At 66.3% G+C, this 14,629-nt stretch carries 12 protein-coding genes; 9 read left to right on the top strand and 3 right to left on the bottom strand.

The genetic code is table 11. From position 1 onward, the window contains the following. Positions 1-161: 161 nt before the first annotated feature. Positions 162-2,417 (bottom strand): OPT family oligopeptide transporter, encoded by a 2,256-nt coding sequence (locus AB2N08_RS00275; RefSeq protein ID WP_367608627.1) that lies wholly within the window; start codon positions 2,415-2,417, stop codon positions 162-164. A 193-nt stretch (positions 2,418-2,610) separates the two neighbouring features. Between AB2N08_RS00275 and AB2N08_RS00270 the strand changes: the two genes are divergently transcribed. Then, positions 2,611-5,028 (top strand): penicillin-binding protein 1A, encoded by a 2,418-nt coding sequence (locus tag AB2N08_RS00270; protein ID WP_367609425.1) that lies wholly within the window; start codon positions 2,611-2,613, stop codon positions 5,026-5,028. A gap of 108 nt (positions 5,029-5,136) precedes the next feature. After that, the gene (locus tag AB2N08_RS00265; RefSeq protein ID WP_367608626.1) at positions 5,137-5,496 is read left to right on the top strand and encodes a DUF1428 domain-containing protein; all 360 of its coding nucleotides are present in this window, start codon (positions 5,137-5,139) and stop codon (positions 5,494-5,496) included. A gap of 14 nt (positions 5,497-5,510) precedes the next feature. Here AB2N08_RS00265 and AB2N08_RS00260 read toward each other — a convergent pair whose 3' ends face one another. Next, a complete protein-coding gene (locus AB2N08_RS00260; RefSeq protein WP_367608625.1) occupies positions 5,511-6,734 on the bottom strand; it encodes an AMP-binding protein in 1,224 nt (407 codons plus the stop codon). 193 nt (positions 6,735-6,927) lie between these two features. Between AB2N08_RS00260 and AB2N08_RS00255 the strand changes: the two genes are divergently transcribed. The 7 genes from AB2N08_RS00255 to AB2N08_RS00225 all read left to right on the top strand — a co-directional run bounded on the left by AB2N08_RS00255 (position 6,928) and on the right by AB2N08_RS00225 (position 13,256). After that, the gene (locus tag AB2N08_RS00255) at positions 6,928-7,311 is read left to right on the top strand and encodes a phosphonate transporter (protein ID WP_367608624.1); all 384 of its coding nucleotides are present in this window, start codon (positions 6,928-6,930) and stop codon (positions 7,309-7,311) included. After that, positions 7,308-8,660, top strand: coding sequence for a sensor domain-containing diguanylate cyclase (locus AB2N08_RS00250; RefSeq protein ID WP_367608623.1), 1,353 nt, complete (start codon positions 7,308-7,310; stop codon positions 8,658-8,660). Before AB2N08_RS00255 ends, AB2N08_RS00250 begins: the two co-directional genes overlap by 4 nt. After that, positions 8,650-10,428 (top strand): putative bifunctional diguanylate cyclase/phosphodiesterase, encoded by a 1,779-nt coding sequence (locus AB2N08_RS00245; protein ID WP_367608622.1) that lies wholly within the window; start codon positions 8,650-8,652, stop codon positions 10,426-10,428. The genes AB2N08_RS00250 and AB2N08_RS00245 overlap by 11 nt, the downstream gene beginning before the upstream one ends. 104 nt (positions 10,429-10,532) lie before the next feature. Further along, positions 10,533-10,796 (top strand): hypothetical protein, encoded by a 264-nt coding sequence (locus AB2N08_RS00240; RefSeq protein ID WP_367608621.1) that lies wholly within the window; start codon positions 10,533-10,535, stop codon positions 10,794-10,796. 117 nt (positions 10,797-10,913) lie between these two features. After that, entirely contained in the window at positions 10,914-11,168 is a 255-nt protein-coding gene (locus tag AB2N08_RS00235; protein ID WP_367608620.1) for a hypothetical protein, read from the top strand. Between the two features lie 102 nt (positions 11,169-11,270). Beyond that, complete coding sequence (locus AB2N08_RS00230) at positions 11,271-12,290, top strand: HDOD domain-containing protein (RefSeq protein WP_367608619.1); 1,020 nt, start codon at positions 11,271-11,273, stop codon at positions 12,288-12,290. Beyond that, entirely contained in the window at positions 12,291-13,256 is a 966-nt protein-coding gene (locus AB2N08_RS00225) for a 5'-nucleotidase (RefSeq protein ID WP_367608618.1), read from the top strand. It begins immediately after the preceding gene. Here AB2N08_RS00225 and AB2N08_RS00220 read toward each other — a convergent pair. Further along, positions 13,253-14,575 carry a GDSL-type esterase/lipase family protein gene (locus tag AB2N08_RS00220; RefSeq protein WP_367608617.1) on the bottom strand — a complete coding sequence of 441 codons (1,323 nt, stop codon included), beginning with the start codon at positions 14,573-14,575 and terminating at the stop codon, positions 13,253-13,255. The two genes, AB2N08_RS00225 and AB2N08_RS00220, sit on opposite strands and share 4 nt — an antisense overlap. Between the last annotated feature and the right edge of the window lie 54 nt (positions 14,576-14,629).

Here is a 14,629-nt window from a genome sequence, read left to right as displayed (position 1 = left end):
ACAAGCTCGACATTCGGCTAGCCCATCTAGCTGACAGAGAGCCATGCTAATACCGGCAACGCGGCACTGGAAGTGGCTAGGGCTGAGGTCGTGTCTAAATGTCAGACCTGACACCGGCTGTTGGGATGGACGGCATAGCTGACTGCGCGTCCCTGTCCACCTTACTTCACCGGCTTTTCACGCGCTACCCAATACAGCAGCGCCACGATCACCGCGTACGGCAGCATGCTCAGCACATTCGCGCTGGCGCCCGAGAAGAACGGGTTGTACGCCTCGGCCCACTGGGCAGCAGCGGCATCGAAGTCGGTCAGCACGCCCGCCGTGATCGCGATGATGATCCCGGCCAGCGCGCCACCGGCGATATAACCCGATGCCAGCAGCACGCCCGAACTGCGGTCGTTCGCGGCCTGGCGTTCTTCTTCATTCAGGCCCACGTTCTGCGGCAGCTGGTTATTGCGCCGATCGGCCAGCCAGCGCACCGTGCCGCCGATGGCAATCGGCAGCGTCGCCACCAGCGGCAGGTACACGCCCACCGAGAACGCCAGCGACGCGATCCCCGCCATCTCGAGCACGATGGCGATCATCACGCCGAAAAGCACCAGCGTCCATGGCAGTTCGCGATCGAGGATGCCCTTGATGATGTACGACATCAGGACCGCTTTCGGCGCGTCGTATTTCTTTACCTCGGTGCCGTCCGGGCGCGTCTTGTGGTGGCCGTTGATGCCCGGGTCGACCAGGTACACGGCCTTGCCCGCGTTATCGACGAAGTACTTGCCGGCCGGGCCGCCAACGGTGTCGGTCTTGTGCCAGACCTTATAGGTATTCGGGTCGGTGTCGGCCTGCGGGCCGTGCAGCGTGCCGGTGTCGGTCAGTGTGGTCGCATCGACCGTGAGGCCAGGCGCCACCTGCGCCGCCGGCACGTACACGGTGCCCGCCTCGTTCAGTTTCAGCAGCACCGGCCCCAGGATCAGCGCCGACGCAAACGCGCCGCACAGGATCGCGTACTGCTGCATGCGCGGCGTCGAGCCGACCAGATAGCCGGTCTTCAGATCCTGCGACGTGGTGCCGGCATTGCTGGCGGCAATACACACGATCGCGCCGACCGACAGCGCAGTCACGTAATACTGCCCGCCCGTCCAGCCCATGAGCAAAAAGATCAGGCAGGTAAACAGCAGCGTGGCCACGGCCATGCCCGAGATGGGATTGGACGACGAGCCGATCTCGCCGACGAGCCGCGACGACACGGTGGCAAACAGGAAGCCGAACACCAGGATCAGCACCGCACCGAGCACGTTCATGTGCAGCGGCGTCGCCAGCGAGATCACGGCGATGATCGCCAGGCAGCCGATGACGACCCACTTCATCGGGATGTCACGGTCAGTGCGCGACGAAGCGTCACCGGTGCTACCGTTCTTCATGCCGGCCAGGCCGCCGCGCAAGCCGTTCCAGATCGTCGGCAGCGAGCGCGCCAGCGAAATCAGGCCGCCCGTGGCCACTGCGCCGGCACCGATATAGAGGATATAGGCGCTGCGGATATCGTCGCCCGTCATGTCGCGGATCGGAATCGTGCCGGGCGAAAGCGGCGTGCTGGCCAGCTCGCCGAAGAACTTGATCATCGGGACCAGCATCAGTGATGCCAGCACGCCGCCAGCGGCCATCGTGTACGCGATACGCGGGCCGATGATGTAGCCCACGCCCACCAGTTCGGGCGAGATTTCGGCGCCGATGCTGCCGGTCTTGAGGGGCGCGCCGAGCTCGAAGTTGACCGTGTCGCGCCAGCCCTTGAACGACACCGAGAGCGTCTTGTACAGGATGCCGATGCCAAAGCCCCCGAAGATCAGCAGCGCGCGGCGCTTGGCGATCCGGGCCGCGTCGCTGCCAGGCATGCGCACTTCGCCGGCGGCATCGCGCGAGACGTCGGTGGCGGCGGCCTTGAGCACTTCCGCGCAGGCCGTGCCTTCCGGGTATTTGAGTTCACGGTGCTGGTCGACGATGAGCGTGCGGCGCAGCGGGATCATCATCAGGATGCCGAGCAGGCCACCGAGCACGCCAACCAGCAGCACGCGCGAGATCTCGAGATCGAAGCCAAGGATCAAAATCGCCGGCATCGTCACGCCCAGGCCAAATGCCAGCGATTCGCCGGCCGAACCGGCGGTCTGCGCGATACTGTTCTCGAGGATGGTCGACTCGCGCGCGCCGAGCTGCTTCGCCACGCCGAACAGCGTGATGGCGATGACGGCGACCGGGATCGAGGCGCTGACGGTCAGGCCGACCTTCAGCACCAGGTACAGCGACGACGCGCCGAAGATCATGCCCAGGATGACGCCCATGATCAAAGCGCGCGGCGTCATTTCGGCCAGGTGGGCGTGGGCGGGGATGTAAGGTTTGAACGTGGAAGTGCTTGAATCAGGGGGCATGGTGTCCTTCATTGCAGGCGCGGCTCGCCCCGACGGACGAACCAAAAGCAGGAATATGGCACATGCACGAACGGAAAGAAAGCGCCGGCTGAAAGCGGACTATAATCGCCCGATCCTGGCCGCACCACGGCCTTACAGCGAGAGTTCGGCATTGAGCACGACCAACCAGAAGTCCGGAAAAACCCTGCTCGGCATGAAGCGCGCGTACGCCTTCATCCTGATCTTCTTCGCTGCGCTCGTGCTCATCGCGGCCGGCCTGGCCATCGGCGTGTGGAGCGCGATCAGCCACAAGGTGCCGCCAATTGACGCCGTCACCGACTACCGCCCCAAGATCCCGCTGCGCATCTACACGCAAGACAATGTGCTGATCGGCCAGTTCGGCGTCGAGCACCGCGACTTCGTGCCGATTGCGAAGATCCCGGCCATGATGAAAAACGCCGTGCTGGCGATCGAAGACACGCGCTTCTATGAACACGGCGGCATCGACTTCATTCGCGCGATGGGCGCGGCGCGCGCGAATCTGCGCGGCGGCTTTCGCCAGGGCGCGTCGACCATCACGATGCAGGTGGCGCGCAACTTCTTCCTCACCAACGAGAAAACCATCTCGCGCAAGCTGACCGAGGTCGCGCTGGCCTACAAGATCGAGGATTCGCTCACCAAGGACCAGATCCTCGAGCTGTACATGAACCAGATCTACCTGGGACAGCGCTCGTACGGCTTCTCGAGCGCCGCGCGCAGTTACTTCGGCAAGACGCTCGATGACTTGTCGCTGGCCGAAACGGCAATGCTGGCCGGCCTGCCGCAAAACCCGGCGCGCACCAATCCGGTGTCGAACCCGAAGCGCGCCGCAGCGCGCCAGCACGCGATCCTCAAGCGCCTGCTCGAACTGGGCGACATCACGCGGGCCCAATACGAAGCCGCCCTCGCCGAGCCGCTGCGCGTCAAGCGCGACGCCGGCCAGACCTTCGACACGCCGGCCCAGTATGTGGCGGAACTGGCGCGCCAGGCCGTCTACGAGCAATTCGGCGAAGAAGCCTACACGCGCGGCATCGTGGTCACGACCACCATCCGCGCGGCCGAGCAAAAGGCGGCCTATGAATCGGTGCGGCGCAATGTGCTGGCCTACGACGGCCGCCACGGCTACCGCGGCCCCGAGGCGCGCGTCGAGTTGCCGCTTGATCCCGAGCAGCGCGATGAAGCCATTGCCGATGCGCTGCAGGCACGCCGTTCCAGCGATGGTTTGCTGGTGGCTGTCGTGCTGGCGGCCAGCCCGAGCGAGGTGCGGGTGTCGCTGATGTCCGGTGAAGACGCCGTGATCAAGGGCGCCGGCCTGAAGTTTGCCAGCCCCGGCTTGCAGCCCAGCGCGCGCGAGGCTTTGCGGCTCACGCCGGGCGCTGTCATTCGCGTATCGAAGAACAAGGCCGGCGACTGGGCCATCGTGCAGGTGCCACAGGTGGAAGCGGCGTTCGTCGCGATCGATGCCGATACCGGCGCCTACCACGCGCTGGTGGGCGGCTTCGACTACAACCTGCAAAAGTTCAACCACGTGACGCAGGCGTGGCGCCAGCCGGGATCGAGCATCAAGCCGTTCGTGTATTCGGCCGCGCTTGAAAAAGGCTATTCGCCCACCACCCGCATTCTCGATGCACCGATCGAGCTGCCCGGCGCCAGCGAAGACAAGCCGTGGATGCCGCAGAACGACGACGGCGTGTTCGACGGCGAAGTCACGCTGCGCCAGGCGCTCGTCAAATCGAAGAACGTGCCGACGGTGCGCGTGCTGCGCGCGGTGTCGGTCGATTTCGCGCACCAGTATCTCGAACACTTCGGCTTCGACCTGGCGCGCCATCCGCGCAACTACACGATGGCGCTGGGCACGGGCGCGGTCACGCCGCTGCAGCTGGCCGGCGCCTATTCGGTGTTCGCCAACGGCGGCTACCGCGTCAAGCCGTATCTCATCGCGCGCATCGTCGACGGCAACGGCAACGTCATCGCCGAAGCGGCGCCGCCGACCGGCCCGCAGGAAGCGAACCGCGTCATCACGGCGCGCAACGCCTTCGTGGTCGACAGCATGCTGCGCGACGTGGCCCGCTTCGGCACCGCCGCCGGCTCGGCCAAGCAGCTCGGCCGCACCGACCTGGCCGGCAAGACGGGCACCACGAACGATGCCATCGACGGCTGGTTCGCCGGCTACGCTGGCAAGGTGGTGGCGGTGTCGTGGATGGGTTATGACGAGCCGCGTTCGCTGGGCGGGCGCGAGTTCGGTTCGACGCTGGCGATGCCGATCTGGGTCGACTACATGCGCGTGGCGCTGGGCAAGGCGCCGCCATACGAACGCACGCCGCCGGACGACCTGACCAATGATGGCACGGACTGGGTCTATCCCGAATATGCCGATGCGCCAGAAACCCGCACCATCGACATCGAGCTGGCGCCCCCGCCGGCGCCGGAGGACGAGCTGCAGCAGCCGCTCGACGACGCTCCGCTCAAAGAACCGCCGCCGATCGAGGCCCTGCCGCACATCGCGCCGCCGCCAGCACCGGTGCAGCCGCCGATGCAGCAACCGCCGCAACAGCCCCCGCAAGCGCCACCGCCCGACAACAGCCTATGGTAGTCTGAGGGGTAGTCTGAACTTCCCGACAACGTTGTCGGGAACCTTGTGGCCCGTGTGCTGGTCAGTCACAGACGCGGTCCGCGCGTCCAACTGTCCAGGGAGATCCACATGGCATATGTCGATGGTTTTGTCCTTCCGCTTCCCAAGTCGAAAATCGAAGAGTATCGCGCCCAGGCGCAACTGGCTGCCGCCGTCTGGCGCGACCATGGCGCCCTCGAGTACCGCGAATGGATCGCCGACGACGTGCAGCCTGGCGAGCACACCTCGTTCCCGCAGAGCGTGAAGCTCGAAGAAGGCGAGACGGTCATCCTGGCCTGGGCCGTGTTCGAATCGCGCGCCCATCGTGACGAAGCCAACGAAAAAATCATGAACGACCCGCGCCTGGCCGACATGATGAAACCTGGCGGCGTGCCGTTCGACGGCAAGCGCATGTTCTTCGGCGGGTTCGCACCCTTCGTTCCCCTGTAAGCTTGCACGAACGCCTAGGCGTCGCTGTCGATGATCCAGTCGGTCAGCTTGCCGCTCGCACCGCGCGGCAAGCGGGGCCCGAATGTATAGGCGGCCGGGCATTCGGCTGCCGACAACCGCTCGCGTAGCCAGTCGTGCAGGGCTGCCTGCAGATCGGCAGCGGCGCCGTCGCGCGGCACGATGAACGCCTTGAGCCGCCCGCCTTCGTCTGGCCGCATGCGGCGCACGCTCGCGTCCAGCACCGCGGGATGCAGCCGCAAGACCTCGGCAACGTAACCCGGAAACACATTGACGCCGCCGACTTGCACCGCCTGGTCGATGCGGCCGTCCGGCAAAAAATGCCGTTCGTCGCGCCAGCGCAGCCTGTCCTGCAACGCGCTGGATTGACGCGTGCCATCCGGGCACTGACGCACCAGTCCGTCGGACTGTTCATCGTGCGCCCAATAGGGCAACAGCGTGTAATCGCCTGACGGATCGTCACGCCAGCCGACGCCAGCCGTCTCGGAACTGCCATATACCTGCAGCAAGCGCGCCAGGCCCCTGGCGAGCACCGCATGCGCGACGTCGAGCGGGCACGGCGCCGTCGAGGTGACGCCGACGACGTCCGGTGGCAGCAGCCCGGCGCCCTGCCCGAATGCACGCCACAGGTCGGGATGCCCGATGACGAGGTCGCCCGATTGCAAATGCGCCGCGAGCGTTGCCGGCGCATGCCCGCGCAGGTCGCACACGGTGGCGATGCCCAGACGACGCGGCAACAACACTGTGAACAGGAATCCATAGATATGATGCGACGGCACCAGGCTGACGACGCGGCGCCGGCCTGGCAGCAAGGTCGCGAGCGCCTCGACTTCTTGCCACAGCCAGGCCAGCGGATGGGTGCAGGGCTTCGGCGCACCGCTGCTGCCGGATGTGCGAAAGGTCAGCGCGCTGCCGTCGGCATCCAGCCCGGTACGCGCGGCGTCGAGCCAGTCCGCCAGCCGCGTGCGCACCAGTAGTGGCGCCTCCAGCGCTTGCTGCAGATGGAGTTGCGTCGCCAGCGCCGTCGCCAGCCCCATCAATTCGAGCGAATCGGCGGCCAGATCGTGGCGCAGGTCGAGCGACGACGGCCACGACGGTGCTTGAATCTGGCGTCCGGGACGTAGCGCCGCCAGTTCCCACGCCAGCAAGTCGGCAACCACGCGCTGCAAGCCTGGCCCATCGCGCCACCAGCGCGCCGCGTGATCCGGTATTTTTTTCATGGAATATGAGAGCATACAAAGACCGGCATGGTGACTTTGCAACGACGTGATGTCAAATTACGACAGCATGCGTTGCGAACATACTTTCTCCCTGTAAAATATTGTTTCATTGCATGTGAGAAATTGACACAATGTGATTTCGCATGCCAAGATTAATTACCAACAATCACCAGCCGCCCGTCGGCGTTTACTCATGACGATTGCCTTTGACCTCCCCGACCTGTCGACCCGACTGGGCGGCTGCTCCCCCGAAGAACTCGATCAACTCGATTTCGGTGTCATCGGTTTTGGCCCGGACACCAATGTGAACGTGTACAACGCGTTCGAATCGCAAGCGGCGGGCCTGTCGCCGCAGCGCGTCCTGGGCCAGCCGTTGTTTACGAACGTCGCGCCCTGCATGAATAACTTCATGGTCGCGCAGCGATTTGAAGACGCGCAGGACGACAACACCGTCCTCGACGAAACCATCGACTACGTCCTCACCCTGCGCATGCGCCCGGTGAAGGTTGCCCTGCGCCTGCTGTCCAGCCCCGGCGGCACCACGCGCTACGTGCTGGTCAAGCGCCAACCGAAATGAGCGACAGCCTGGCCCAGCTCAGCGCCGAGTACGAGGCGCTGATACAGTTTCTGTACCTGGCGCCGGTCGGGCTGGTGCAGCTCGATGCCGACGGCGAGATCGCCATGATCAATCCGATCGCGGCGCAACTGTTGATGCCACACTCGCGCGATGGCGGGCTGGATAACCTGTTCGTCGCGCTGGAAGACGTGGCGCCCGACCTGCGCAGCCAGTGCCGGCAGTACACCGCGTCCAGCGGCAAGATCTGCGACGGCATGCACGTCCACCTGCACGCCGGCAGCGGTGGCGCAAAACGGATGCCGCAGATACTGTCGGTCACCCTGCTCAAGCTCGATGCCAGCCGGATCATGGCCGTTCTCGACGACATTACCGAGCAAGTACGCCGCGAATGCCGCCAGCGCCAGAACGACGCCTGGCTCAACGCGGTCCTGACCGGCATCACCGATTACGCGCTGGCCAGCCTGGATGCAGAAGGCCGGCTGTGCGAATGGAATCCGAGTATCGGGCGCGTGACCGGCTTCGGCCCGGAAGCCCAGGGCCAGACCTACGCGATGTTCTATCCGACCGACGCGATCACGCCCGAACACGCGCTCGACCGTCTGCGCGAAGCCGACGCCGATGGCTGGGCGCTGGACGAGAGCCGCCTGCTGCGCGCCGACGGCAGTGCATTCTGGGGCAGCGTGATGATCGCGCCGCTGCCCGAAGCCGGGCGCGAGGCCGACCATGCGGCCTGCGGCGACGGCGCCGCCTACTGCCTGATCCTGCGCGACGTCACCGACAAGCGCGACATCGCCGAGCGGCGCCGCCGCGAAGCGTTCAGCGACCACCTGACCGGCCTGGCCAACCGCCGCGCGCTGTTCGAAGCGACCAGCCAGGAACTCGCACGCAGCCGCGCGGCGCCGCGGCCCAGCGCGATGATCGTCATCGATGCCGACCACTTCAAGGCCATCAACGACCAGCACGGGCACCCCGGCGGCGACGCCGTGCTGCAGCACCTGGCTGCGACCCTGCTCGACGCCTTCCGCGACGTCGATGTCGTGGCGCGCATCGGCGGCGAAGAGTTCGCCGTGCTGCTGCCGTCGACCGACCTCGCACATGCCCTGGACCTGGCCGAGCGCCTGTGCGCGCGCGTCGCGCGGGAGGCAACGGCCTTCGATGGCCAGGCCATCTTGTGCACGATCAGTGCCGGCGTGGCCGTTGCCGTCGACGGCGATGGCGGCGTTGACCTGCTGCTCAAGCAGGCCGACCAGGCCCTGTACGCGGCCAAGCGCGCCGGGCGCAACCGCGCCCTGGCCTGGCAGCCCGAGTCCGTCGACGCGCCGGTCCAGGAGGTGATCGATGGAGTCTAAGGCGCAGCAAGATGCGGTGGACGCCTACGAGGCACTGGTGCAGTTCCTGTACCGCGCGCCGATCGGCCTGGCCCAGACCTCGCTCGACGGCACGGTGGAGATGCTCAACCCGATGGCATCGAAGCTTCTGATGCCGCTGGCGACCGCGCAGGGCCTGGACAACCTGTTCGACGTGCTGGCGCCGGTGGCCCCGCACCTGGCGGCGATGGTCGAGGCGTTCATCGAACCGTCCGGCATGATCTGCGAAGGCTTGCGCCTGCCGGTGGGTGTGCCGCACACCGCCAGCGGCAGCCTGCAGGTGCTGGCGCTGAACCTGATGAAGCTCGACCCCGAACGCCTGATGGCCACCGTGGCCGACGCGACGTTCGAAGTGCAGCGCGAGCAAGAGGTGCTGTCGCGCCGCCTGCGCAGCGCCGCGCGCACCGACAGCCTGACCCGCATGCCCAACCGCGAAGCGGTGCGCGACACCCTGAAAACCCTGCTGGCGCAGCCGGTGTCCGACATCGGCTTCGCCGTGCTGACCCTCAATTGCGACCGCTTCCGCCAGATTAACGACAGCCTGGGCCAGGGCGTCGGCGACCATCTGCTGATGCACATGGCCGATCGCCTGCGCGGCGCGCTGCGCCCGCCCCTGGGGCGGTTCGAACCGGGCACGCAAAGCGGGCAACTGGCCGCGCGTACCGGGAGCGACGAATTCGTCGTCGTGCTCGACGGCCTGCGCGGGCGTGCCGACGCCGAACGCATCGCGCTGCGCCTGCTCGACGCGCTTGCCCACCCGTACCTGGTCGACGGCCACGACATCGTCTGCGGCGCCAGCGCTGGCCTCGCGTGGAGCCTGGATGATCCGGACATCGGGCAGCGCGAACCGGACGACGTGCTGCGCGACGCCGGCATCGCCATGGTCGAGGCCAAGCGGGCCGGCGGCAACCGTCACGTGGTGTTCGCACCGAGCATGCGTGAACGCGCCGCGCGCCGCGCCGGCATCGAGGCCGAGCTGCGCCAGGCACTGGTCGAAGAACAGCTGTTCGTCGTGTACCAGCCGGTAGTGCGCCTGCTGCCGCGCGGCGGCGTCGATCATGCGGCCGGGGTCGAGGCGCTGGTGCGCTGGCGCCATCCGGTGCGCGGCATCGTGCCGCCGATCGACTTCATCGAAGTGGCCGAAGAATGCGGCCTGATTGGCATGCTCGGCGACTTCGTGCTCGAACGCGCCTGCCGCGATTTCCTGGACTGGCGCGCGCGCCTGGGCAAGCGCGCGCCCGGCCTGATGGCGGTGAACCTGTCGCGCGCGCAGCTCGCGCAACCGGGCTGGATCGACGGCGTGCGCCGCATCCTGCACGATACCGGCATGCCACCCGGCTGCCTGCAGCTCGAAGTGACCGAAAGCCTGGCCGCGCAGGACCAGGTCATCCAGCAGCGCCTGCACGACCTGAAAGCGCTGGGCATCAAGCTGGCGCTCGACGATTTCGGCACCGGCTATTCGTCGCTGTCGAGTCTGCACCTGCTGCCCGTGGACACGGTCAAGATCGACCGCTCGTTCGTGTGCCAGGCCGACACCAGCGCCCACCACCGCGTGCTGATCGAGGCCACCGTCAAGGTCGCGCGCAGCCTGGGGATGACCACCGTGGCCGAGGGCATCGAGACCCAGTCGCAGCTCGATGTGGTACGCAATCACCTGTGCGACAAGGTGCAGGGTTATTTCTACAGCCGGCCACTGCCTGCCGCCGAGCTCCTGACGTGGCTGGCCAGCCATGAGGCGGTGCTGCACTGACGCGGCTGAGGCGCGCCGTCCTACAAGGATGGACTCTCTGTTCCTATTCTTGTGCACCTGCGGTTGCTTGATGATAAAACAACTTAATCATCAGGGAGACTACCATGACACGCACAATCGGATCTGCACTCATCGCCGCCATGATGGCATTCGGCCTGGCCGCCTGCAACACCCCTGGCACCACCACCGACACCATGACCGGCTCGAGCAGCGCCACGTCGACCACCGGCAGCTCGGTGCAAACGCCGAGCACCACCGCCGGCCAGGGCAGCTGGAATTCGGGCGCCACCGGTGCCACCGGCGTGAACAGCGCTTCGGGCACCACCAGCAACAACGAGCCAGTCACCAACTCGGCAACCGGTCGCTGATCGACAACCAACCTGCCAGGGTCGCACGCATGCAGCTGCATGCTGACCCAATCAGCCGGTCGCCCGCTTCGGGCGACCGAGTCTGATCGTCTCATTCAACTCTCAAGGAGCATTGCGATGAAAACTATTCAGACTGTCCTCGTTGGCGGTGTCATGGCCCTCGCCCTCGCCGGCTGCAACACCACCGATACCATGGGCACCACCAGCGGCTCGTCCTCGATGGGTACGACTGCGGCCGGCTCCACCGGCAATCCGACCGTGGACGCGCAGATGGGCATCACGCCGACTGACGGCGCACCGACCGCGACCGGCAATGCCAGCACGCCGACCAATACCGGTCACACCACCACCAGTTCGGATACGAAACAGTAATTGGTGAAGCAATACCGAACACGCGCGCCTGGTCATCCGGGCGTGCGCCGCATCGGCGCGGTAAAATCGCGCCATGTACATCAGTAACGCCAATCCCCTGCCATGAAGCGCTGGCTAGCACGCCTGTTCGGCGCGGCGCCGGCATCGCCCGTGGACCGCTCACCTGCCGCATCCGGTACTCAGCAAGCCGGCCCCGTGGCCGTGGCCGTGCCCCCCGCTGACGATCATCCCCCGCTCGACCTCGATCTCGCGTTCTTTCACTGGCTGGCGGGACCGCATATTGCGGGTGCATCCGGCGCCGAATCTCTCGTGCTCGATGAGCTGGCGCGCCTGGCGCGTGATCCGCAGGCGGCCAGCAACCTCGTGCCGCGCGTACCTGCCGTCATTCCACAGGTGTTGCGCAGTCTGCGCGACGAAGGCGGCTCGTCCGCCGACCTGGCGCGCCAGGTGGCGCAGGACGCGGTGCTGGTCGCCGAAGTGATCCGCGAAGTCAACAGCCCGTACTACAGCCAGTCTTCCCAGCAGGGCGCCTCGGTACGCAATCTGGAAGGCGCGTTGCTGCTGCTTGGCCAGAACGGCTTGCGCATGCTGCTCGCGCGCGTGGCGTTTCGCCGGATTATCAGCCTGCAGACCAGCCGCCTGGCGCGGCTGGTCGCGCCGCAGCTGTGGAGCCAGTCCGAGAAATGCGCGCAGGCCGCCAGCCTGCTGGCGGCACGCCACGGGGCCGATCCGTTCGAGGCATATCTGGCGGGGCTGATGCACAATATCGGCCTGGTGGTGGCGCTGCGCGTCATCGACGGCCTGGTGCCCACCGGCGGCCTGCCCGACAGCGACACGTTCGGCCATCGGCTGGTGCACACGGCGCGCCTGATTTCGGCCGGCATCGCCGGCCAGTGGGAACTGCCGCCGGCAATCGGTCACGCCATCGCCCATGCCGGCGATCCTGCGCCGCTGCCCGCGACGCTGGGCGAGGCCGACCGCCTGGCCAAGCTGCACATGCTGGCGCGTGGCGGCCAGCCCGTGTTCGTTGGGGCCGTGGCGGCGTTACCTGCGGATCTACACCGGATCTATGAAAAAATTGGCGACAAATCTGATGACACCGCCGACCAACAGGACGCCTGAATGCCCTTTCCCATCGAAGAAAAACTCGTGATCGGCGTCGCGTCCAGCGCGCTGTTCGACCTGTCCGACTCGCACCAGGTCTATCTGGAGCACGGCCAGGAAGCCTATCGTAACCACCAGGAGCGCCAGCGCGACGTGATCCTCGCGCGCGGCGTCGCGTTCCCGTTCATCCGGCGCTTCCTGAGCATCAACCGGTGCTTTGCGCAGCAGGCGCCTGTGGAAGTGGTTCTCTTTTCGCGCAATTCGCCCGAGACCGGCTTGCGCGTGATGCGCTCGATCGCGCACTACGGCCTCGATATCTCGCGCGCCGTGTTCATGAGCGGCAAATCACCGTACCCGTATCTGCCAGCGTTCAACACGTCGCTGTTCCTGAGCGCAAACGAAGAAGACGTCAAGAGCGCGATCGCCGTCGATTATCCGGCCGGCCTGGTGCTGCCATCGCGCATCGCCGACGAAGAAGACGACATCGAACTGCGCGTGGCCTTCGACTTTGACGGCGTGATCGCCGATGACGAATCCGAGACGGTCTACAAGCGCAACAACGACCTCGGCGAATTCCACGCCCATGAAACCCTGCACATGGCGCGCCCGCACCAGCCAGGCCCGCTGGCCGGGATGTTTCGCAAGCTCGCCATGCTGCAGCAGCTGGAACAGGACGCCGAGCGCGCCGACCCGGACTACCGCCGCATCGTACGCATCGCCATCATCACGGCGCGCAGCGCGCCGGCGCACGAGCGCGTCGTGACCACGCTGGGCAGCTGGGGCGTGTCGGCCGACGAGACATTCTTTTTGGGCGGTATGGACAAGGCCCGGGTGCTGTCGGTATTCAAGCCGCACATTTTCTTCGACGACCAGCTCACGCACCTCAAATCCGGCCCCGGCGGCACGATCCCGATGGTGCACGTGCCGTTCGGGATCGCGAACCGGCGTAGCGTTGATACCAGCACCGACGTGCAGCCTGCCTAGAGTCGCGGCAACGCCATCAAACGATCCAGCTCCGGCTGCATCGCCCTGGCCCAAATAACGTACCCAGCTTCGTTCGGATGCAGCAGATCCGGCATGATGTCTTTCGACAGCGTGCCATCCGGCGCCAGAAAAGCACGGTTCACGTCCAGGAACACGATCCGTTTGCCGTCCGCCAGCGCCGGCAACCCCGCGTTGATGGCGTCGTTGATGCGTCGCAGCGGGCCATCGGGCGTTGCATCGCGCGGGAAGATCGCCACCAGCAGGATGCGCGTGCGCGGCAGGCGTTGCTGCAGTTCGCCGAGATTGCGGCGGATGCCGGCCAGCGTGATGGCCGGGAAGTCGCCGCGCAGGCCCGTGTTGTTGGTCCCGATCATCAAGATCGCCACCTTCGGATCCAGCCCGTCAACGGCGCCATGCTGCAGGCGCCACAGCACGTTCTCGGTGCGATCGCCGCCGAAGCCGAGCCCCAGCGCATCATGGCGTGCATAGTGCGTCTGCCAGACGGGCGCACCCTCTTTTTCCCAGCCCTGCGTGATCGAGTCGCCGATGAAGACCAGTTGCGGGCTGTGGCCCTCGGCCACCATGCGCTTCGCGTCTTGCAGCTTCTGGCGATGACGGGGCAGCCACCAGTCGATCGACCAGGCTTCGTCGAGCCTGGCCGGCGTGACGGCCACCGTGCGCCAGTCGGGACAGGTCGTGTTGGGCTTCCCGGCGGGCGAGATGACCACGTTGGCGATGCTGACCTGGCCGCTGCCAGTGCCTTCCAGCGTGAACGGCTTGGCGACCTGCGAGAAATCGTCGCCGTCGCGCGCGAAGCATGACATTGCCAGCACCACGCGCTGCCAGCCCTTGCCTTCGGCCGCGCGGCCGGGCAGCACATAGGGCACCTGGCGTTCGCAATCCGGGCCGCAGCCGACCTTCACCACCAGGCCACCGGCAGCGAGCGCATCGACCTTCAGGTCGAACGCCAGCGTGCCATGCGCCAGGAAAGGCCGCAGGTCTTGTGGCGTCGTCTGCAACGCCACGCCGCTTTTCCAGATCTTGCGCCATTGCAGCGCCAGCGCAGCGCCGCCGTCAGCGCGCTTGCTGCGCGCCAGCTCGATGGCGCTGCCGGGGAATGCCGGGCGCAGCGCCGCGTCCGCCGACACCGATTCGCCTGCCAGCATGTGCGTCGTATCGGGTGCCAGCGCCAGGATCTGAACGCCCGGTCGGGGCGCATCGTCCAACAGGACCAATGGGGCCGGCGGTGGGGCGGCGCTCGCCATTGTACTCAGCATGGATGAAAACAGCAGGGGCAGGCCGATGGATGCTGGGCGCATCATGTCTCCGGTTTTTTTATGATAGCGCAATCATGCCCGTGATCGGCCATGGGG

Origin of the sequence: Massilia aurea (genome assembly GCF_040790145.1) — a bacterium.
GTDB lineage: Bacteria > Pseudomonadota > Gammaproteobacteria > Burkholderiales > Burkholderiaceae_D > Telluria > Telluria aurea_C.
Note: the sequence above shows the minus strand (reverse complement) of the source record. Positions and strands in the feature narration are given on the sequence as shown.

Coding starts and splice junctions, on each gene's coding strand:
- AB2N08_RS00235 (WP_367608620.1), top strand. CDS start 10,914: ATGAAAACTATTCAGACTGTCCTCGTTGGCGGTGTCATGGCCCTCGCC.
- AB2N08_RS00275 (WP_367608627.1), bottom strand. CDS start 2,417: ATGCCCCCTGATTCAAGCACTTCCACGTTCAAACCTTACATCCCCGCC.
- AB2N08_RS00255 (WP_367608624.1), top strand. CDS start 6,928: ATGACGATTGCCTTTGACCTCCCCGACCTGTCGACCCGACTGGGCGGC.
- AB2N08_RS00240 (WP_367608621.1), top strand. CDS start 10,533: ATGACACGCACAATCGGATCTGCACTCATCGCCGCCATGATGGCATTC.
- AB2N08_RS00220 (WP_367608617.1), bottom strand. CDS start 14,575: ATGCGCCCAGCATCCATCGGCCTGCCCCTGCTGTTTTCATCCATGCTG.
- AB2N08_RS00270 (WP_367609425.1), top strand. CDS start 2,611: ATGAAGCGCGCGTACGCCTTCATCCTGATCTTCTTCGCTGCGCTCGTG.
- AB2N08_RS00225 (WP_367608618.1), top strand. CDS start 12,291: ATGCCCTTTCCCATCGAAGAAAAACTCGTGATCGGCGTCGCGTCCAGC.
- AB2N08_RS00250 (WP_367608623.1), top strand. CDS start 7,308: ATGAGCGACAGCCTGGCCCAGCTCAGCGCCGAGTACGAGGCGCTGATA.
- AB2N08_RS00265 (WP_367608626.1), top strand. CDS start 5,137: ATGGCATATGTCGATGGTTTTGTCCTTCCGCTTCCCAAGTCGAAAATC.
- AB2N08_RS00230 (WP_367608619.1), top strand. CDS start 11,271: ATGAAGCGCTGGCTAGCACGCCTGTTCGGCGCGGCGCCGGCATCGCCC.
- AB2N08_RS00260 (WP_367608625.1), bottom strand. CDS start 6,734: ATGAAAAAAATACCGGATCACGCGGCGCGCTGGTGGCGCGATGGGCCA.
- AB2N08_RS00245 (WP_367608622.1), top strand. CDS start 8,650: ATGGAGTCTAAGGCGCAGCAAGATGCGGTGGACGCCTACGAGGCACTG.